Origin of the sequence: Flavobacterium rivuli WB 3.3-2 = DSM 21788, from assembly GCF_000378485.1 — a bacterium.
Taxonomy (GTDB): Bacteria; Bacteroidota; Bacteroidia; order Flavobacteriales; family Flavobacteriaceae; genus Flavobacterium; species Flavobacterium rivuli.
Genome location: NZ_KB899966.1, coordinates 210,524 through 229,191 on the forward strand (window position 1 = coordinate 210,524; position 18,668 = coordinate 229,191).

Consider the following 18,668-nt stretch of genomic DNA (forward strand, 5'->3'; position numbering starts at 1 on the left):
AGTCTCGGTTTATTAGGATTTAAGATATATTTTTCGATTCTTTCATTTTTTTCCTTTTCTGCCTCTTGAATGTGTTCAGCAAAATTTACTCGAACATTATCTGATATATGATTAAAAAGTTCCTCTAATGAAAATTTATCAAAGTCATTTTTTTTGAAGAATTTTCAGGAATTGTAAATTTATTTCTTTGAGGGTGGTTGTTTTCATCCAAAAATACACTTTCAACATATATAGATAAGTAATATTTATTTTCTTCATGATAAAGTTCCTTAAATGATGGTAAATAATTTGTCAAAGACTGTTTTTTACCAACCTCTCTTTTATTTGCACATAAATGTATTGAGTGCGAATGTACGCCGTTGTAGTTTCTAATATAACTCAAGTTAAAAGTTTCCTCAATATCTGAAAACTTCAAATTGGGTTCAGTTTTTTCAATTTGAATAACTGATTTATATATATCGTTTAATATAATAGCATCTTTGATATCATCTTCTTCATAAAGTATTCTAATAGTAGGTATATTATCTGAGCCAATAAAAAATAAAAGACAATGTTGTATAATTTCGTCAGCAATTTGTTTAATCTCTATTTTAAAATTCTGAATATATTTATAGTATTCAGGTAAAAAATTATTCAATTTTACTACAGTTCTATTTATTAAATTATCAGTAGTTATATTTGATGATTCAGGATATTTTTGAAGTCCTTGAACCGTGTCAAATCTATATCGACGATTATGCATTAAATCTTTTTCGATAAATGTACTTTCAATATCCATACTGCCGAAACAAGCAAGTACAGTATATCTACCCATACCTTTTCCCCCTTTATTATAGTTGAAATTTGTATATGGTGTACTAAATGCGATCTCTCTTTTGTCTGTAAAACCAACGCCATTATCAATAACTGTAAATCCTGAAATTGGATGATAATTGTCGAGATTGTCTAATTCAAGTTTTTCTTGAAAATTTCTGTGAACTTTAATTATTATTGAGCCATTATCTTTTGGATTGACTCTGTCCTCAATGCTTTGTAAAGAATTTACAACAACTTCATGCAATGGCAACAAATATTCATCCGGTTTAATATCAATACTATTAATCAAACCTGCATAATTTACTTTTTGCTCAATAATTTGAATATCTTCCATATTAATTCCTGTTTCTACAAATGTAATTAAATAGCATTTAACATTTCATTAGAGATTGTAATTACAATTTATTAAATTTCTATCGAATTTTAAAGCTTACCCTTACCTTCTTCCCTTTCACCCACACTTAACTCCCATTAAAAGACACCATATAACCGTTTAACGAAAATAAAAATATACAGCGTTTTATAAATATACTTTTGGGTTATAATCAAATAGCCCTTACAATAATGAACGACTATATATTTAACTTAGAAAAAGAATTTCAGGCATACCTGCCGGAAGGATACTATACTTTTATTGGCCCTGCACACCAGGAACTTCTGGGCGATTTTACCAGCGTGGTTAATCTGGTTGCACCTGCTAATAATATAGCCAGAACCATAAACAATACCCTTAGTAATAAAAAAGCGGTTAAGCAGGTACTCTCTGCCCTATACCATGATGCTGAACTAAAAGTTTATGTTGTGGAGGGCGATTCGCCATACGGCCTTGTGTACACTACCGTTGAAGAATATTGCGAACGTGCCGATATACAGTTTCGGTCGCTGAGCTCGTAAAATATTTCTTTAAGCATTAACTACAATTTAATTTTACATACAAAGTATATCATGGCTACAAGGCTAACTCTGGTTGACGACGACGGCAACGCAATGGAATGTTTTTTAAACAAGAACAACACAGTACAGGTAAATGTATCTACAGACAGCGACGAATTTTTAAGCACGGCGTCTATAAGCCTGCATAAGGAGCACGTACAAAAGCTTATTAGGATACTAACAGAAACATTAAGCACTATGGAAGATACCATTGCCCCTAATGAAAGTGTACTTGTACAGTAGACTTTTAAATTATAGCAGCCCAGGATGTTTCTGTAATTTCTTATTTATAATTATCTTCGTGCTTTAAAATATCATAAAGGTTAATTGAATAGACCATCTGCCTTCTAAGCAGGCGGTCTCAAATTCGAATCCTGATGTGATTACAACACGGAGCCATAATTAATGAACAACCTTCTCGATACCCCCATAGAATACCTTAAAGGTGTGGGCCCGGCACGCGGCGAGCTACTCCGTAAGGAGTTGGGTATTCATAAATATAGCGACCTTGTAAGCCTTTTTCCTAACCGTTATATAGACCGCACCCGATACTATCGCATTAACGAGCTGCTAAATAGTAATTCTGAAATGCAAATTGTTGGTAAGGTTATCAACCTGAAAACCGTTGGCGAAAAACGCACCCGCCTTGTTGCCACGTTTACCGATGGTACCGGCGAAATGGAGCTTGTGTGGTTTCAGGGGCAAAAATGGATCAGGGAAAACCTTAAGCTTAATGCCCCTTATGTAATTTTTGGTAAATGCACTTCGTTTAACGGTGTCTTTAATATGGCACACCCCGAGATGGAACCCCTTGCCGAACATGAGGCGAGCCTGCGTAGTGCCATGCAGCCCATTTACCCAAGCACAGAAAAACTTATTCAGCGCGGCATTACCAATAAGGTGGTAAACAAAATAATGCAGCAGCTGTTTATAGAAACACAGGCATTATTTAGCGAAACACTCCCCGTAAACCTTATACAGCAGTTGCAGCTTATACCTAAAAATGCTGCGTTGTTTAACATCCATTTTCCTAAAAGCCAGGACATACTGGCACGGGCACAGTTCAGGTTAAAGTTTGAAGAGCTGTTTTTTATACAGCTACAGCTTATTACCAAGAACCTCATCCGTAAGCATAAAATAAAGGGCCATCCTTTTGGTACGGTTGGAACTTATTTTACAAATTTTTACAACAACCACCTTCCGTTTGATCTTACCGGTGCGCAGAAGCGCGTGCTTAAAGAAATTAGGAACGATATGGGCCAGCCTGCCCAAATGAACCGCCTGTTACAGGGCGATGTAGGCTCTGGCAAGACCATTGTAGCTTTAATGAGTATGCTGTTAGCTTTAGATAACGGCTTTCAGGCGTGCCTCATGGCACCCACCGAGATTTTGGCCAATCAGCATTTTATAGGATTATCAGAACTTGCAGCTCCTCTTGGCATCAACATAAAAATACTTACCGGATCTGTTAAAACCGCCGAACGACGCATCATTCATGAAGCGCTCGAAGATGGTTCACTGCACATTATTATTGGCACCCATGCCCTACTGGAAGATAAAGTTAAGTTTAAAAATTTAGGCTTGGCTATCATTGATGAGCAGCACCGTTTTGGGGTAGAGCAACGCAGCAAACTCTGGAAGAAGAACGAAATACCACCACACGTATTGGTCATGACGGCTACGCCTATTCCGCGTACGCTTGCCATGAGCCTGTATGGCGACCTTGATATTTCGGTAATTGATGAACTGCCACCTGGGCGTAAACCCATACAAACGGTACACCGGTCGGATGCTAACCGCTTAAAGGTCTGGAAATTTTTAAAAGATGAAATTGCTAAAGGCCGACAGATCTATATTGTATATCCGCTTATTCAGGAAAGCGAAAAAATGGACTATAAAGATTTAATGGATGGCTACGAAAGCATAAGCCGCGATTTTCCTTTACCGGAATACAGCGTTAGTATTGTACACGGACAAATGAAACCCGCCGATAAAGACAGCGAGATGGCTCGGTTCTCAGCAGGAAAAACTAACATTATGGTTGCCACCACCGTTATAGAAGTAGGCGTAAATGTACCTAATGCAAGTGTAATGGTTATAGAAAGTTCTGAACGTTTTGGGCTTTCACAGTTGCATCAGCTTCGTGGGCGTGTGGGCCGTGGTGCCGACCAGAGTTATTGTATACTCATGACCGGCCATAAACTTAGCAATGACAGCAAACTGCGCATAGAAACCATGTGCCGCACTAATGATGGCTTCGAAATTGCCGAAGTAGACCTTAAGCTGCGTGGCCCCGGCGATATTATGGGTACACAACAAAGCGGCGTGCTAAACCTGCAAATTGCCGACCTTGTTAAAGATCGCGACATCCTTATGCTGGCGCGAGAATATGCCATAAAAATTCTTAAGGACGATGCTGCCATGGCAAAGCCGGAACACACTGCTATGAGAAATGCCTATATAGAGATGACCAAGAAAAAAAGTATCTGGAATTATATTAGTTAAACAAGTTCATAGTTTATTGTCATTTTTCATAATCAGCCTTAAACATATTATACGTTTTTAACAATTACTGCCCGCATAACTCAGTAAAACAATCATCGCTTCAAAAAGAAACATAACAAGCCGTTAATTAACGGTTATTTAACCTGATACAGTATTATGATTTGTAATTTTAGTAAATAAATAATTACAGATCATGAGTACCTTTCAAGGAAAAACAGTTATAGTAACAGGCGCCGCTATGGGGCTTGGGCTTGCAGCAAGCAAAGTATTGGCACAAAAAGGGGCTAACCTCTCTATTGTAGATTACAATGAAGAAGCACTTGTTAAAGCTAAAGAAGAAATTAATGCACTTGCACCCGATGCAAAAATACTTACCGTTGTTGCCGACGTTTCGGATGAAGCAGCAGTGAAAAATTACGTAGATAAAACCGTGGCAGAATTTGGCCGGATAGATGGTTTTTACAACAATGCCGGTATAGAAGGCAAACAGGCACCGTTAGTAGATTATGATATTAACGTGTTTAAAAAAGTAATCGACATTAACCTTATGGGAGTGTATTACGGACTTAAACATGTAATCCCGGTAATGCAAAAACAAGGTGGTGGCAAGATTGTAAATGTAGCATCGGTAGGTGGTATAAGGGGCGTTGTAAACCAAATGCCTTATGTAGCGAGTAAACATGCGGTATCGGGTATGACAAAAAATGCCGCTATCGAGTATGCTAAAGATGGTGTTTATACCAATGCTATTGCCCCCGGCGCTATACTAACACCGATGGTTGCCGAAGCTTTTAAACAGATTAATTCTGCAGACCCTAAAGCCGCAGAAGCCGAATATGCCCAAAGGAACCCAACCCGCAAACTTGGCCTTCCTGAAAATGTGGGTAACCTTGTGGCCTTTTTACTTAGCGACGAATGCCAGTATGTAAACGGACAAACCATTGCAATTGATGGCGGCGAGTCTAACCTTTACGGAAATTCGTAACCCGAATAAACTTAAATTTTTTAAAACGGATAGTGGTCATACCATTATCCGTTTTTATCTTTAAGCATAATTGTATAATTTAACGGTATGAAAATAGCTACCTATAACGTAAATGGTGTTAACGGCCGTCTCCCTGTATTGCTGCGATGGCTCGAAGAAACGAGCCCCGATGCGGTATGCCTGCAGGAACTTAAGGCTCCGCAGGAAAAATTTCCTGAGCAGGCGATTATAAATGCCGGATATAACGCTATATGGCACGGGCAAAAGCAGTGGAATGGTGTAGCAATTTTGGCTAAAACTGAGTTTGAAATTAAAGAAGTGGGGCGTGCACTACCCGGCGACCCCGAAGATGTACAGAGCCGTTACATTGAGGCTATGATAAACGATATATTGGTTTGCTGCCTGTACCTGCCTAACGGTAACCCCGCACCGGGACCAAAATTTGACTACAAGCTATCATGGTTTAAGCGTTTGCACGATCGTGCCGCTGCTCTGCTGGAATTTAAAATCCCTGTGGTTATTGTAGGCGATTTTAACGTTATGCCAACCGAACGGGATGTTTATAAACCGGAACGCTGGATTAACGATGCCCTCTTTAGGCCCGAGGTAAGGGAGGCTTTTAAAACATTGACAGGTCAGGGATGGACGGATGCGATACGCACGCTCTACCCTACCGAAACGATATATACCTTTTACGATTATTTCAGGAATGCATACGGTCGCGATGCCGGGCTGCGCATAGACCATCTTTTGTTAAGCCCGCAGCTAAGCCTAAGACTTAAAGCCGGTGGAGTAAATAAAGACGTACGCGGTTGGGAGAAAACAAGCGACCACGTACCGGTTTGGATAGAAGTATCTGATAAATAATATATTTTACCTAAAAAAAATAACCCTGTTTTAAATGAAATTGTTGCACTTTCATTTAAAACAGGGTTATTTTATATAAGTCTTACACTATGTAATTAGCACTCCATAGTAACAAGCTGAAAATTATGCGCTTTGTCTATAACATTTACGGCGGCAGGTTTAATCATTGATCTCGAAGCCTTTTTATAAATCGTGTTGGTATTCTTTACGCTCTCCATTGGCATTGTTACCAATACGAAAGTAGTAAACTTTTCTATCTGCAAAACATGCCTGCGCAAATCTTCAGATACACCTGTATCCTTGCGGCATGAAATTACTTTAGCAGTGCCCTTATTAATGGCTTTTTTTGCTTTTGTCCAAAAATGCTCACTACTCTCTATACTCTCGTTAAATAAGAATTCCGGCTCCACCGGAAGTTCAAATACTATAAAATAATTTTGTGGCATAAACGTCGATTTGATACTATATTACGTACAAAAAAATACTTAAGATTTTATGTTAAGATATATTTAACATCCTTGTAATCCTTAGCCTTACAAATAAAAAACATATATTATTACATTTCAATACTTTAATCACAAAAAAAGAGCGTTAAAAAAATTTATTTATGATTTAAATAATAGTTTAAATTGTGAATAAACACGTTGAATGGTAAATTTTAGGGGTCGAAATTTTAAGATTTTTTTAATAAGAAAATTTTAAAGAATTTGCGCACATCGGGAAACAAAAATTAATTAGAGATAGTAATTACAAAACATAATTTTAAAAATCTTTGTGCATCTTTGCAGCCTAATATTTCGGTATGCAGTCGTACAATCCTAAAGAGTGGTTTTCGTTTATTTTCCAGTTCCATAAAGGCGATACGTTTAGGGCACTTAGCCCCATAATGGCAGGTATAGCTTTATATTGTGGCGTGGTAGCCTACCTTGAAACAGAATATTTTGACCTGCCCGATACCAGCCACGTAAAAAATATATCTATAATGCATACCATGCTGGGGTTTGTAATATCGTTGCTGTTGGTTTTCAGGACAAATACTGCTTATGACCGCTGGTGGGAAGGCCGCCGCATGTGGGGCTCGCTGGTAAACAACAGCCGCAACCTGGCACTTAAGCTCGCAGTAATGCTGAAAGATAAAGAGGATAAGGATATTTTTAAAAGACTTATCCCGGCGTATGCAGAAGTACTTAACCTGCACCTTAAAAATGCAGACATTAGCCATGAACTTTTTGATGATGCCATATTGTCTTCTAACCACTATACGCACAAGCCTAACCAAATTGCTAAAACTATTATGGCTAAGCTTAATGAGCTTTACATGCAAGGGAAACTTACGGGCGACCAACTAATTATACTTAATGGTGAAGCCCTTAGCCTTACTGATATTTGCGGTGCTTGTGAGCGTATTAAAAATACTCCCATACCCTACTCCTACAGCGCTTTTATAAAGAAGTTTATCTTTGTGTATGTACTTACGCTGCCCTTTGGTTACGTGTTTCAGTTAGGGTATTATGTAATACCGGTTGTGGTTTTTATATTTTACGTACTTGCGAGTTTAGAGCTTATTGCTGAGGAAATTGAAGACCCTTTTGGCACGGATGCAAACGACCTGCCTCTCGAAAAAATAGCGGCCAACATTAAAAAAAACGTAGAGGAACTTATATATTAACTATTTCCTTCAGGATTGTTTCTGAAAACTGTGACTGCGACTAAGTAATAAATCTTAGGTTAACCTTAACAGGCTGCATTATATATAATTGCTACTTTTAAAATAAAAGTAACATTATGCATAGCGACAAACAAAACAACGATAACACTACCAGTGCCGACGATAACGTGAGCAACAACGCACATTACTCAGAGTCGGGTGAAATTACCCGCGAAGACGACCGCGACAAAAAAGACAGCACCCAAGACTGGAATGCCGAAGAAAGCCGTACCGGCCGCCACAAGTAATTAATAGTTCTCTGCCAGGGATGCAAAAAGCCTTGGCCAGTCGGCATTGCCCCAGTCTTTACCCAGGCGAACAATAATTAATTTTTTTGCAGGGCATACATAAATGTATTGCCCTAAAATTCCTTCTGCCGAAAAATTACCATTAGGCTGTAGCCACCACTGGTATTTATAATTCATTACGCCACCCTCCATCAGGTCGGGCGTTGTAGATGTTTCTACCCATGCCCTGCTAACTATTTGCCTGCCGTTCCAGTTGCCTTTATTAAGGTACAGCCTGCCCAGCTTTGCAAAATCGCGGGCACGGGCATTAAGGCAGCAAAAGGTTTTCTCAAGGCCATTATCTTCACGGTCCAGGCTCCACGTTACGTCATACTCCATACCCAGCGGCTTCCATATCTTTTTCTGCAAATAGGCGGTAATAGTTTTACCTTTTAAGGCACGCTCTAAAACAAACCCAAGCATTTGGGTATCGCCACTACTGTAGCTGTTGTGGGTTCCGGGAGTATGTTCCAGCTTACGGCGCAGCAGGTATTTGCGCAGGTTGGTTCCGTAGTAATCGGTGGCTGCATCGCCAAAAGGGTTATGGTAACTCTCGTTATATTTAATGCCGCTTGTCATTTGCAACAGGTGCTTTATGGTTAGCTTTTCCATACCCTGTGTTTGTTTCAGTTCAGGGATATAATTTACAACCGGCTCTTCTACTGACTTTATAAGCCCTTCATCAATAGCACAGCCAACGAGTATAGACGTAACTGATTTTGCCATAGAAAAGGACGCTACTATTGATGCCTCATCGTACCCATTAAAATAATTTTCGTACTGTATGGTATCATTTTTAATAACCATAAAAGCAACCGTCTTGTTCTCTTTAAGGTAATATTCAAACTGTCTTTCTTTACCACTAACAGTGAGCGATTTTGGTATCCTGGGCTTATCTGCTACGGCAAAATGCCAGGTTGCAGTAGTATCTGTTGCGGCAGTATGGGTAGGGAAAATTTTATAATCGGTTATATTAGGAAAGTTGTAATATACAAACCTGCTCATTTTGCAGGACGATGCAGTTACTACTAAAATAGCAATTGCAATAAAGCAAAAGCTGCGGTGTGTAAAATGTTTCATTATTGTTATACCTGATTATAAAGGCAAATATGGAAAATTTGAACCTATTAAACTATCGAAATTTACAATTTAACCCTCTTTAAAACGTTATTAACCGCACAATAACTATTACTACTGAAATTACTGGCAGAATTTTTGTTACTTTGTTTTTACTGTTACAGGCTTTATGAAGAATTTTTTATTTTTAACCTTATTATTGTTTACTACCTGCAGCCTCTGGGCGCAGAAAGATAACCCCGGTGGCGGTATAGCCATACCCAGGGGCAATGATATTAGTATTAAGCCGGCAACCACTATAACTAAACCATCTACCACTACATTAAGCCCTAACAGCCCTTTTGCACCCAAGCCCGAAAAAAAGAAAGATTTTAACTATGCCCCAATTGTAGTAGGCGAAAAGAAATCTAACTTTAGTATGTATCAGGGCAATGATTTTGTTAACCGTAGTACAGAGTATGCCGACAGGACAACGGTAGCCCCAAAAGGTGAATCTAATGAAGCGTTTAGGGGTAACCAGGATTTTGGCGAAATACGAACCAAATCTAAGTTTATGCAGGTCATGGCGCGCGACTTTGGTGCTGAAGATGGCGATCGTATAAAAATAATGGTTAATGGTAAAACGGTAGTTGATGAAATATATCTTAGCAACAGCTTTAAAGGCATACAGCTTACTCTTGATGAGGGCTTTAATAAATTAGATTTTGAAGCGCTAAACCAGGGAACATCCGGCCCTAATACTGCCGAATTCAGGATATATGATGATAAAGAAACGCTGGTAACCAATAACCAGTGGAATCTTGCCACCGGCTTTAAAGCCAGTGTGATGATTATAAAAGAATAGCTGCCCACTTAGGCAGCTATTCTTTTATAATATATTATTTAAGAGATGTTTTAATTATTAACCTTCATTAATTTCTTTCATTATCTCTGCAAATATCCGGTAAGATTTTATCCTGTCGTTATGGTCATAAATATTAGATACCACCATAAGCTCATCTACACCGGTTTGTTGTAAAAACCTTTGCGTTTCTTTCTTTACAGTTTCCTTATTCCCTGCAAATGTGTACTTAAGCATATCCTTAACAGTGGGGTTATGCAACAGCATGAGCAATTCGTCTGTCATGACAGTTGGCGGTTTCAGGTAATCCCTTTTACCTGTTAATACCCCAAGGAACATGCGTATTAGCGATGTAAAATTTTCCTCGGCAGTCTCGGTATCATCTGCAGCGATAATATTTATGCCGGCAATAGTATACGGCTTATCAAGAAATTGGGACGGTTGAAATTCCCTTCGGTAAATTTCGAGCGCCTCGAATAACTGCGCGGTGGCAAAATGACTTGCAAAAGCATACGGTAAACCCATTTTTGCAGCAAGGTGGGCACTATCTGTGCTCGACCCTAAAATGTAAATAGGCACATTAACACCTTCGGCCATTGGGGCACGCACCTGCGCCCAATCGTTATCTGCCGAAAAATATTGCTGTATCTGTTCTACCTCCCCCGGAAAATTATTTACCGCCTGCATCCTGTCAGACCGTATGGCATGTGCGGTAAGCTGGTCGGTTCCAGGTGCACGGCCAAGCCCAAGATCTATACGGTTAGGATACATAGTGCCTAATGTACCAAACTGTTCGGCAACAATAAGTGGCGAATGATTAGGCAGCATTATACCTCCGGATCCTACCTTTATTGTTTTAGTGCCGCCTGCCACATGGCCTATTAAAACTGCGGTGGCACTACTTGCAATACTTATAGAGTTATGATGTTCGGCAAGCCAAAAACGGCTGTAGCCAAGATCTTCGGCTTTTTGGGCAAGGTCTACACTGTTTTTAAAACTTTGTGCCACAGAGCTGCCATCTGATATAAAAGCCAGTTCTAAGACTGAATATGATATGTTTTTAGAATCCATAATATTTTTGCGCTACACTACAGTGCTATTGCACCATAGCAGTTAATATCTGTTGTATTTGCCATGAACTTTGCAATTACAATGCCACGGTTACCTCATGTCAGTACCTAATACACTATACAAAACTATAGCATACTACTATAAAACAGAAAGCCCCAAACCATTACGGCCGGGGGCTTATATATATTTTAAAAGCTGCTTAGTTAAGCAGGTAGCTTATGTTTACATTAGCAGTAATGGTTATTTCGCCTACTGCAAGAGTTTCTCTTGGTGCAGCAGCATCCATACTTTTTTCCATCATTGTTGCCATACGGTATACCGGTGGGTAGTAGGTTTGTGTATTATCTGTCACTAACAACGCTTTGCCTAATTTCTGACCTAAAGCACCGGTATAATCGGCTGCTTTTTTATTAGCATCGGCAACAGCTTTAATTCTTGCTTCGCTTTCATACTGCGCCTGTTTAGATGTTTTAAAGCTTACACCGTTTATAGTGTTTATACCTGCATCTGTAAGGCCCATCATTAAAGCATCGTAGTTAGAAAGATCTTTTAAGTGAATAACAATAGTTTGAGATGCCACATAACTTTCTTTCTTTTTAGAAAGGTCATAATCACGATTAAGGGTTACCCTTTGCGTTTGGTAATCGCCCTGTGGCAGCTTTTGGCTTTTAAGGTATTTTATAACTTTATCTACGGCAACATCATTAGCCTTTTTAACTTCGGTGGCATTCGTACCCGTGTTGCTTACGCCCACGGTGATATCTGCCTGGTCTGGTGTTACAATAATTTTGCCTTCGCCAGATACATTTATCTGCGGTTGCTGGTTAGGCTGAACTTGTGCCGTGGCAAGTGTACCAACAAATACTAATACTAAAAGTGCAATCTTTTTCATGGTGTTTTATTTTACGATTTTCTGTAGGAAATTCAAATTGCGTGCCAGTTTTTTGATTTATATTTTATTTGTCTTGGCCATAACAAATAAAATGATAATGGGTATCAATAACAATATAACCATCAGGGTATTATCATAAATCATGTGCGGCTCTCGCGAAAGTGTAACGGCATACCCCCCAACGGCTCCGCCAAAATGGGCTACGTGGCCTATGTTATCATTCTTTGCCTTCATGCCATAAATAGAATACAGCAGGTAGCCAATACCAAAAACAAAAGACGGCAACTCTACAACATAATACAGGTATATAGTGCCGTACGGATTAAGCAATATTGCTGAGTATAATACTCCCGTTATGGCTCCTGATGCGCCTATGGCAGTATACCAATAATCGTCTTTATGAAAATATAATGTTAGCAGGCTGCCTGCCACAAGGCTTACAAAATAAACCAATATAAATGCAAATACACCCATATAGGATATAACCACCGGTGCAAAAAAGTAAAGTGTAAGCATATTAAATGCAAAATGCATAATATCTGCATGCAAAAAAGCACTGGTTATCATGCGATACTGCTCGCCTGCACGTATACTGCCAACATGAAATTGATACTTCCTGAAAAAATCCCTGTCGTTTAGCCCCTTGTAACTCACTATTGCATTAATGGCAATAATAATGATTACCGCGATGTTCATATCCATAAATTATTTTTAAGTTGTAAAATTACTTAATATCATTGGTAAACCATTATCCTGAACACTAACAAAAGTGTAATTTTATAAGAATAAAAAGTATATTTGTAAAAAAAACATGCATCTATTAGGATACATCCTCATATATCCCTTTTTCTGGTTCATCTCTATACTCCCTTTCAGGATACTATATTTTCTATCAGATATTCTTTACATTATTGTTTACATGATAGCAGGTTACCGAAAAAAAACTGTAAGGTTAAACCTTGCTCTTGCATTACCACATTTAAATGATGCCGAACGTAAAGTAATTGAGAAAAAATTCTTTCACCATTTTTGCGACAGCCTTGTAGAAATGATAAAAACCATGTCTATTTCTGAAAAGGAAATGAAAAAACGTTTTGTCCTTGAAAACATGGAACTGGTGCATGAGTATGAAGCCCGTGGAAAAAGCGTTGCCCTGATATGTGCCCACTATGGCAGTTATGAGTGGCTGCTCATAATGAATAAATATCTTTCTACTCACAAAGGCTTTGGGATTTATAAAACAGTACGTAACAAATATTTTGACGCACTTGTAAAAAAAATACGCAACAAGTTTGATGCCCAGCTTGTAGATACCAAGCAAGTTATACCTGCCATGCGCGACCACAGGCGTAAAGGTATTTTAGGATATTATGGTTTTTTAAGTGACCAGTCGCCTAAACTGGACAGTGCCATATATTGGACTAATGTATTTGATATGGAAGTACCTGTGCATGTAGGTGCCGAAATGCTCGCCAAAAAACTCGACCTAAATATAATGTTTGTAAAAGGGGCAAAAATAAAACGTGGCTACTACAAGGCAACGTTTATTGGCCTTGACAAGGCCCCTAAAGAATATCCTAATTATGAAATTACCGATATGTTTTTACGCCTTATGGAAGAACAAATTCGTGAAACTCCGGAATACTACCTTTGGACACACAAACGTTTTAAACACCGCCGTAATGACCCGCCCGCTTTTACTGCAAATCAAACCAATTCATAACCATAGCTGTAGCATCGGCGCTGTTATCCTGTAAATGGGTAAACTCATTTGTACGGTTATTATAAGTATAATCAGCAGCCCAGTCAGTATGATTTGCGGCTAATGCCTTAATACTTTCGCAAACATATTGTATCTCTGCATTTGTTGTAGTTGGGTGAATTGACATACGTATCCATCCCGGTTTTTGTATAAGGTCGCCTAATGATATTTTATCGGTAAGGTAATGGGACTGCTCCTGGTCTACGTGCAAAAGGAAATGCCCATAAGTACCTGCGCAGCTACAGCCACCTCGTGTTTGAATGCCAAACCTGTCGTTAAGCAGTTTTACCCCAAGGTTAAAGTGCAGCCCTGTTATGTAAAACGAAATTACCCCAAGCCTGTTAGTATGCTGTGGTGCCAGTATATTTATATTCTCAATATTGCCAAGAGTAGAAAACACATAATCTATCAATTCTTCTTCGCGGTGCAGTATATTAGCAACGCCCATTTGCTCCTTAAGCTTTACGGCAAGTGCCGTTTTTATAACCTGAAGAAAGCCCGGTGTACCGCCATCTTCGCGCTCCTCTATATTATCAAGGTATTTATGTTCGCCCCACGGGTTGGTCCAGCTTACTGTTCCCCCACCCGGATGATCGGGTATCATGTTTTTATACAGCTTTTTATTGAAAATTAATATACCTGCCGTACCCGGCCCGCCAAGAAATTTATGCGGAGAAAAGAATATGGCATCAAGGCGTGCCTCTTCATCTTCGGGATGCATATCTATAGTAACATAAGGTGCAGAACATGCAAAATCAACAAAACAAACACCATTGTACTGGTGTATTAATTTTGCTACTTCATAATATGGCGTCTTAATACCGGTAACGTTAGAACATGCCGTTATAGAAGCTATTTTAAGGGTGTTGTCTTTATACTCTTCAAGTAACGCTTTAAAACTGTCAAGACAAATAAGCCCCTGCGGGCATGCAGGGATTATAACCACATGGGCAATGGTTTCCAACCACGATGTGTGATTGGAGTGGTGCTCCATGTGCGATATAAAAACGACAGGTTTTTTCTCTGCCGGAACATTGGTAAAAGCCCTTAAATTCTCCGGAACCTTAAGCCCCAGTATCCTTTGGAATTTATTTATAACGCCTGTCATACCTGTACCATCGGTAATCAGGATATCATCGGCATCAGCATTAACGTGGTGTTTTATAATATGACGTGCTTCGTGGTAAGCCGTTGTCATAGCTGTACCACTTACGGTAGTTTCGGTATGGGTATTGGCTACAAAAGGGCCAAAAACATTGCTTATCTTATCTTCTATGGGGCGGTAAAGGCGGCCGCTGGCAGTCCAGTCTGTATATATAATTTTTTGTGTACCAAATGGCGAAACAAATTCCTGGCCTATGCCTATAATGTTTTGCCTGAACGTATTAAAATAATCTTCGAGTTCGGTATTCAATAAAGTATCTGTAGCCTGTAACATAAGTTAAAGTATTAGCATTGCAAATTTAGCAAAATATATATCTGTTTGCTTTAAATTCTATTTTAAATACATTGATAGTGTGGGACAGCTATATTTCTTAAAGGTTTCAGTTTTGTTGTATTTACCATAAAAGTCTTTAACCCATCGCGTAGGTTTGTATACCCTCTTTTCTTCCAACGAATAATTTTGTCTATAATCACTATACCGTTCACATGCGTGCAACATAAGCACAGCCATGGCACGCTGCTCATTATTTGTTGCAGCTTCAAAAGCTTTCATATAGTACTTGTGGGCAAGGGTAAGCTGCGCATAATTACCGCTGCTGTATTGTTTTTTGTAAGTTAAGAGGCTGCCAAATGTTACCTCCCATCCTGCACTACCCTGATAATAAGTACTCATAAACCATGCATTGCCTCTATAACTGGTGTTATAATATGCATGCCCTAACCTAAGATAGCTGTTTGCATCTGTTTTATTTTCAAGATCTTTAATCTCTTTTACAAACAATAATTTAGAAAATGTTTTTTTATTCTTTACAACCGGCCTGCCATAGTCAAGTATCGCAGGAAAAAATGGATCTATAGAATCATCTTCTGCATAAATTAATATCTCTTTTGCTATAGTATCAGGTATTTGCTTAAATGTTTCATAAGCCAGTTTCAGTTTATTTTCCCTGAATGCCTGCCTGCCTTTAAAGTCAAGATAATACTCCCTGACCGTAGTGGTACCCTCGCAAATAAATTTTTCGAATGGCGTTTTATTTTTTTTATCATTAAGTGCTATAAGATTATCTACATCTGATGATTTGGCGTACTTATCTAAGTAGCCCAAATAAGTGTAACTAAATTTTTCGGTAGATATCGGATTATAACCATAATCAGTATACTTATATGTATCTGCTTTAAGAAATAATAAATTAGCCGTAGCTATATCCCCCTTTTTGTTATATTCGGCGGCTAATAATGTAAGTAATGTATACAGGCTTTTGTTGTAAGACAAGTCTGTAATTGCAATTTCCTGTATTTTAGTAAAGGCATTATACAATTGTTGTTTTACCTCAGTGGTTGTAATATCATTTTGTTTTACGTTTACAAGAGCTAATTCGGTATATTTTTGAACCTGTATAGACGGTTTTGCATTATCACTTATTGCCGATGCATATTTGTATCCATCCTGTATGTTATCATCCATAAAGTTAAGGTGTGCCAATGCTGCAGCCATAAAATCATGGTTATTACCTACTGCTGCCCTGCCATATAACTCAATAAGATACTTCCTAAAACTACGAAGGTATTTAATGTCTTTTCGATAGTTTTTAGCACGGACATCCATATAGCTGTCGCCTTCCCAGGTTTCGGAATAAGCACCCGGAGCGTTGTTTTTCATTAGTGAGTAAAAAAGCCAGTCTTCAAATTTATTTACTTCCCGCCCTACCAGCAGGTTTACATACTCGCTGCCGGGTGCTAAACGGTTAACCTCTTTTATAGCATTAAACACAGGGCCGGGATCGCGCATGGCATGTATTGCTATTATAACGGCACGTTCATGATCATTTTTAGCCAGTTTGAGTGTGTTGTTTTTTTCTTCGAGATTATACCATTGCAATACAGAGATTACTTTTTCATCGCAAAGGTCGAAGCAGCGGCTCAAATAATAGTTTTGTTCGGCTTTATCATTTGCAGCATACGCCCTAAAAAGCATTGCCCAGGATTTTAAAACCGTTGTTGTAGCACTGTTTTCAAAATAGCGATTATAAAGTGGTACAACATTATCCTTCCTGCCATAACGTATAAGCATAAAGGCATAGCGCTCTTTAAGAAACTGGTCTTTACAGGCAGCAAGTCGCTTCTCTATAGGTACAAATCGGCTATAATCAACAATTGTGTCTTCGTTGCTGTCCCAATAATTGCGTGGCCCTTCATCGTCCCATGACTCCCATGATGTTTGCGAACTGCCACCCTCATACTCCATTTCTTTTGCAAAAATGAGATATTGTAAATAGGCTTTATTCTCTGCACGCAGCAATGCTTTTATAAAAGTGTTGTCTTTAAAATACGATTTTAACTGCTTAGCATCATATTGTTTCCTGAACTCTTCCGGCGGAGTGTTATATTGTATTTGATAAATATCGTCTGTCAACACGCCTTTACCCAGCTTATGCTGCCACTCGGCACAATTGCGCAGGCGATCGGCATCGCTTTGTATGATATCGGTATTTAAATAATGCTCTGTATAATAAGCAGGCTTAAATTTCTCCATACCCGGAGTGTCAGCCTTAAAAAAGGCCAGCCTCAGGGTTTCATAATCATCTCCCCACCCACAGGCACCCGCCTGTACCGTAATAAGTAGAGCCAGGCTAACGGCTAAAAAGCGAGTAATAGCCGGATATTGTTTTGATACCATATTGCTGTATATAATTTTCATCCCACGAAAAAAAAGTAACCCTTGAATTCTCCAGATCTATTTCATCTTTAAGTATATCGATCATTTTTCGCATTTCTTCATCCGAAACTTTTTCAACACGCACTTCGTCTCCGTTACGGTAATACGTTTCGCCCAATACTTTATCCTGCGTAAACACATAACGGTTAGCGGCTATTTTTTTAAACCGGGGACTGTCAGGCGAAAAATAATCATCATTCATTATCCCTAAAAAATCCTTTCCCCTAAAAACAAGGTTCCAGCTAAATACAGGTAGCGCTACATCTAATTTTAAAGGATAGTTGTCATGGTTTATATATTGTTTGAGCACTTTAGACGACCCTATAGAATTTGCCGTTTTAGTACTCGCAGGGTTGTCCATATTGTAGCACATAAGGAGTCCGCGGTCTACAGGTGGTATACCTGCTGTTTTATAATCGCGGTACTGCCATAAGCGTATTGTAGCCGATATTTTATACTGCGGTAATGCCTTTTTTATCCGGGATAATAAATAAAAATAATTATCGCGGCTTTTACCGGTCCAGTCGCAATCTATAAGTACTTCTTTTATACGCGTATCAAATACTCTTGTTTCTTCAGCCTCACACATACTTCGCTCCGCTCTATCATCCAACTTGTATTTTTCTACGGCAAAGTCGCCAATATCCTTACGGGTAAGCTCTATTATTTTATTAATACGTTTAACTACATTATCTGCCAGTGCAGCAAGCTGTTGCCTGTTACAATTTAGTACAACATCATTAGTAATATAAATAGACGGAGTTACCTCCCTGCGGTTTTCATAGCTTTTAAAATTCCATAAAGTAGCAACAGGCAACGGCTTTTGCTCATAGGGATTCCAGCCTACATCAAAAAGGCGCATGTAAATATGCGAAATTCCTAAACTGTCAGCTTTATCATCATCAATGCTGTAGGGTTCATAACTGGTTTTCCAGTAGCAAAAAGAGCGCGTTATATTAACGTCTTTATTACATGATATAAGCAAAAATATTCCACAGAGGAACAACAGTTTTTTCATTAGCCTGAGGTGTTTAAATCTGTAAC

The 18,668-nt window shown here is 38.8% G+C and carries 18 protein-coding genes; 9 read left to right on the forward strand and 9 right to left on the reverse strand.

What is annotated here, in order from left to right:
* Positions 1-124: 124 nt before the first annotated feature.
* Complete coding sequence (locus F565_RS0100955) at positions 125-1,150, reverse strand: hypothetical protein (RefSeq protein ID WP_020211312.1); 1,026 nt, start codon at positions 1,148-1,150, stop codon at positions 125-127.
* A 230-nt stretch (positions 1,151-1,380) separates the two neighbouring features.
* On the opposite strand from F565_RS0100955, the gene F565_RS0100960 reads away from it, so the two are divergent.
* The 5 genes from F565_RS0100960 to xth all read left to right on the forward strand — a co-directional run bounded on the left by F565_RS0100960 (position 1,381) and on the right by xth (position 6,106).
* Entirely contained in the window at positions 1,381-1,710 is a 330-nt protein-coding gene (locus tag F565_RS0100960) for a hypothetical protein (RefSeq protein ID WP_020211313.1), read from the forward strand.
* A gap of 51 nt (positions 1,711-1,761) precedes the next feature.
* Positions 1,762-1,992 carry a hypothetical protein gene (locus tag F565_RS0100965; protein WP_020211314.1) on the forward strand — a complete coding sequence of 77 codons (231 nt, stop codon included), beginning with the start codon at positions 1,762-1,764 and terminating at the stop codon, positions 1,990-1,992.
* A 162-nt stretch (positions 1,993-2,154) separates the two neighbouring features.
* Complete coding sequence (gene recG, locus F565_RS0100970) at positions 2,155-4,254, forward strand: ATP-dependent DNA helicase RecG (protein ID WP_020211315.1); 2,100 nt, start codon at positions 2,155-2,157, stop codon at positions 4,252-4,254.
* Positions 4,255-4,447: 193 nt separating this feature from the next.
* Entirely contained in the window at positions 4,448-5,239 is a 792-nt protein-coding gene (locus F565_RS0100975; RefSeq protein WP_020211316.1) for a glucose 1-dehydrogenase, read from the forward strand.
* An 87-nt stretch (positions 5,240-5,326) separates the two neighbouring features.
* Positions 5,327-6,106 carry an exodeoxyribonuclease III gene (gene xth / locus F565_RS0100980; protein WP_020211317.1) on the forward strand — a complete coding sequence of 260 codons (780 nt, stop codon included), beginning with the start codon at positions 5,327-5,329 and terminating at the stop codon, positions 6,104-6,106.
* Between the two features lie 95 nt (positions 6,107-6,201).
* On the opposite strand, the gene F565_RS0100985 is transcribed toward xth, so the two are convergent.
* Positions 6,202-6,552: a hypothetical protein gene (locus tag F565_RS0100985; protein ID WP_020211318.1), complete on the reverse strand. Its 351-nt coding sequence runs from the start codon at positions 6,550-6,552 to the stop codon at positions 6,202-6,204.
* 356 nt (positions 6,553-6,908) lie between these two features.
* Between F565_RS0100985 and F565_RS0100990 the strand changes: the two genes are divergently transcribed.
* Both F565_RS0100990 and F565_RS22775 read left to right on the forward strand, forming a co-directional pair.
* Entirely contained in the window at positions 6,909-7,775 is an 867-nt protein-coding gene (locus F565_RS0100990) for a bestrophin family protein (RefSeq protein ID WP_020211319.1), read from the forward strand.
* A gap of 116 nt (positions 7,776-7,891) precedes the next feature.
* On the forward strand, positions 7,892-8,062 hold the full coding sequence (locus tag F565_RS22775) for a hypothetical protein (RefSeq protein ID WP_020211320.1): 171 nt from the start codon (positions 7,892-7,894) through the stop codon (positions 8,060-8,062).
* Here F565_RS22775 and F565_RS0101000 read toward each other — a convergent pair whose 3' ends face one another.
* Positions 8,063-9,181 (reverse strand): serine hydrolase domain-containing protein, encoded by a 1,119-nt coding sequence (locus tag F565_RS0101000; protein WP_020211321.1) that lies wholly within the window; start codon positions 9,179-9,181, stop codon positions 8,063-8,065.
* A 166-nt stretch (positions 9,182-9,347) separates the two neighbouring features.
* On the opposite strand from F565_RS0101000, the gene F565_RS22205 reads away from it, so the two are divergent.
* Positions 9,348-10,022 (forward strand): hypothetical protein, encoded by a 675-nt coding sequence (locus tag F565_RS22205; protein WP_020211322.1) that lies wholly within the window; start codon positions 9,348-9,350, stop codon positions 10,020-10,022.
* Positions 10,023-10,079: 57 nt separating this feature from the next.
* Here F565_RS22205 and F565_RS0101010 read toward each other — a convergent pair whose 3' ends face one another.
* The 3 genes from F565_RS0101010 to F565_RS0101020 all read right to left on the reverse strand — a co-directional run bounded on the left by F565_RS0101010 (position 10,080) and on the right by F565_RS0101020 (position 12,678).
* Complete coding sequence (locus tag F565_RS0101010) at positions 10,080-11,090, reverse strand: LLM class flavin-dependent oxidoreductase (RefSeq protein ID WP_020211323.1); 1,011 nt, start codon at positions 11,088-11,090, stop codon at positions 10,080-10,082.
* A 199-nt stretch (positions 11,091-11,289) separates the two neighbouring features.
* A complete protein-coding gene (locus tag F565_RS0101015; protein ID WP_020211324.1) occupies positions 11,290-11,982 on the reverse strand; it encodes an SIMPL domain-containing protein in 693 nt (230 codons plus the stop codon).
* Between the two features lie 57 nt (positions 11,983-12,039).
* Entirely contained in the window at positions 12,040-12,678 is a 639-nt protein-coding gene (locus tag F565_RS0101020) for a rhomboid family intramembrane serine protease (RefSeq protein WP_026299806.1), read from the reverse strand.
* Positions 12,679-12,793: 115 nt separating this feature from the next.
* On the opposite strand from F565_RS0101020, the gene F565_RS20985 reads away from it, so the two are divergent.
* Positions 12,794-13,705 carry a lysophospholipid acyltransferase family protein gene (locus F565_RS20985; protein WP_051087069.1) on the forward strand — a complete coding sequence of 304 codons (912 nt, stop codon included), beginning with the start codon at positions 12,794-12,796 and terminating at the stop codon, positions 13,703-13,705.
* Here the strand turns inward: F565_RS20985 and F565_RS0101030 are convergent.
* The 3 genes from F565_RS0101030 to F565_RS0101040 are packed head-to-tail and all read right to left on the reverse strand — an operon-like array spanning position 13,680 to position 18,642.
* On the reverse strand, positions 13,680-15,182 hold the full coding sequence (locus tag F565_RS0101030) for an aminotransferase class V-fold PLP-dependent enzyme (protein WP_020211327.1): 1,503 nt from the start codon (positions 15,180-15,182) through the stop codon (positions 13,680-13,682). The genes F565_RS20985 and F565_RS0101030 overlap by 26 nt on opposite strands.
* Before the next feature lie 57 nt (positions 15,183-15,239).
* Positions 15,240-17,606 (reverse strand): hypothetical protein, encoded by a 2,367-nt coding sequence (locus F565_RS0101035; protein WP_020211328.1) that lies wholly within the window; start codon positions 17,604-17,606, stop codon positions 15,240-15,242.
* Positions 17,539-18,642, reverse strand: a complete 1,104-nt coding sequence (locus F565_RS0101040; RefSeq protein ID WP_020211329.1) for a hypothetical protein — start codon at positions 18,640-18,642, stop codon at positions 17,539-17,541. Before F565_RS0101040 ends, F565_RS0101035 begins: the two co-directional genes overlap by 68 nt.
* Positions 18,643-18,668: the final 26 nt, after the last annotated feature.

What these genes read in the sequence shown, in the direction of transcription:
- F565_RS0100955 (WP_020211312.1), bottom strand. Translation starts at nt 1,150, where the DNA reads ATGGAAGATATTCAAATTATTGAGCAAAAAGTAAATTATGCAGGTTTG.
- F565_RS0100960 (WP_020211313.1), top strand. Translation starts at nt 1,381, where the DNA reads ATGAACGACTATATATTTAACTTAGAAAAAGAATTTCAGGCATACCTG.
- F565_RS0100965 (WP_020211314.1), top strand. Translation starts at nt 1,762, where the DNA reads ATGGCTACAAGGCTAACTCTGGTTGACGACGACGGCAACGCAATGGAA.
- recG (WP_020211315.1), top strand. Translation starts at nt 2,155, where the DNA reads ATGAACAACCTTCTCGATACCCCCATAGAATACCTTAAAGGTGTGGGC.
- F565_RS0100975 (WP_020211316.1), top strand. Translation starts at nt 4,448, where the DNA reads ATGAGTACCTTTCAAGGAAAAACAGTTATAGTAACAGGCGCCGCTATG.
- xth (WP_020211317.1), top strand. Translation starts at nt 5,327, where the DNA reads ATGAAAATAGCTACCTATAACGTAAATGGTGTTAACGGCCGTCTCCCT.
- F565_RS0100985 (WP_020211318.1), bottom strand. Translation starts at nt 6,552, where the DNA reads ATGCCACAAAATTATTTTATAGTATTTGAACTTCCGGTGGAGCCGGAA.
- F565_RS0100990 (WP_020211319.1), top strand. Translation starts at nt 6,909, where the DNA reads ATGCAGTCGTACAATCCTAAAGAGTGGTTTTCGTTTATTTTCCAGTTC.
- F565_RS22775 (WP_020211320.1), top strand. Translation starts at nt 7,892, where the DNA reads ATGCATAGCGACAAACAAAACAACGATAACACTACCAGTGCCGACGAT.
- F565_RS0101000 (WP_020211321.1), bottom strand. Translation starts at nt 9,181, where the DNA reads ATGAAACATTTTACACACCGCAGCTTTTGCTTTATTGCAATTGCTATT.
- F565_RS22205 (WP_020211322.1), top strand. Translation starts at nt 9,348, where the DNA reads ATGAAGAATTTTTTATTTTTAACCTTATTATTGTTTACTACCTGCAGC.
- F565_RS0101010 (WP_020211323.1), bottom strand. Translation starts at nt 11,090, where the DNA reads ATGGATTCTAAAAACATATCATATTCAGTCTTAGAACTGGCTTTTATA.
- F565_RS0101015 (WP_020211324.1), bottom strand. Translation starts at nt 11,982, where the DNA reads ATGAAAAAGATTGCACTTTTAGTATTAGTATTTGTTGGTACACTTGCC.
- F565_RS0101020 (WP_026299806.1), bottom strand. Translation starts at nt 12,678, where the DNA reads ATGAACATCGCGGTAATCATTATTATTGCCATTAATGCAATAGTGAGT.
- F565_RS20985 (WP_051087069.1), top strand. Translation starts at nt 12,794, where the DNA reads ATGCATCTATTAGGATACATCCTCATATATCCCTTTTTCTGGTTCATC.
- F565_RS0101030 (WP_020211327.1), bottom strand. Translation starts at nt 15,182, where the DNA reads ATGTTACAGGCTACAGATACTTTATTGAATACCGAACTCGAAGATTAT.
- F565_RS0101035 (WP_020211328.1), bottom strand. Translation starts at nt 17,606, where the DNA reads ATGAAAATTATATACAGCAATATGGTATCAAAACAATATCCGGCTATT.
- F565_RS0101040 (WP_020211329.1), bottom strand. Translation starts at nt 18,642, where the DNA reads ATGAAAAAACTGTTGTTCCTCTGTGGAATATTTTTGCTTATATCATGT.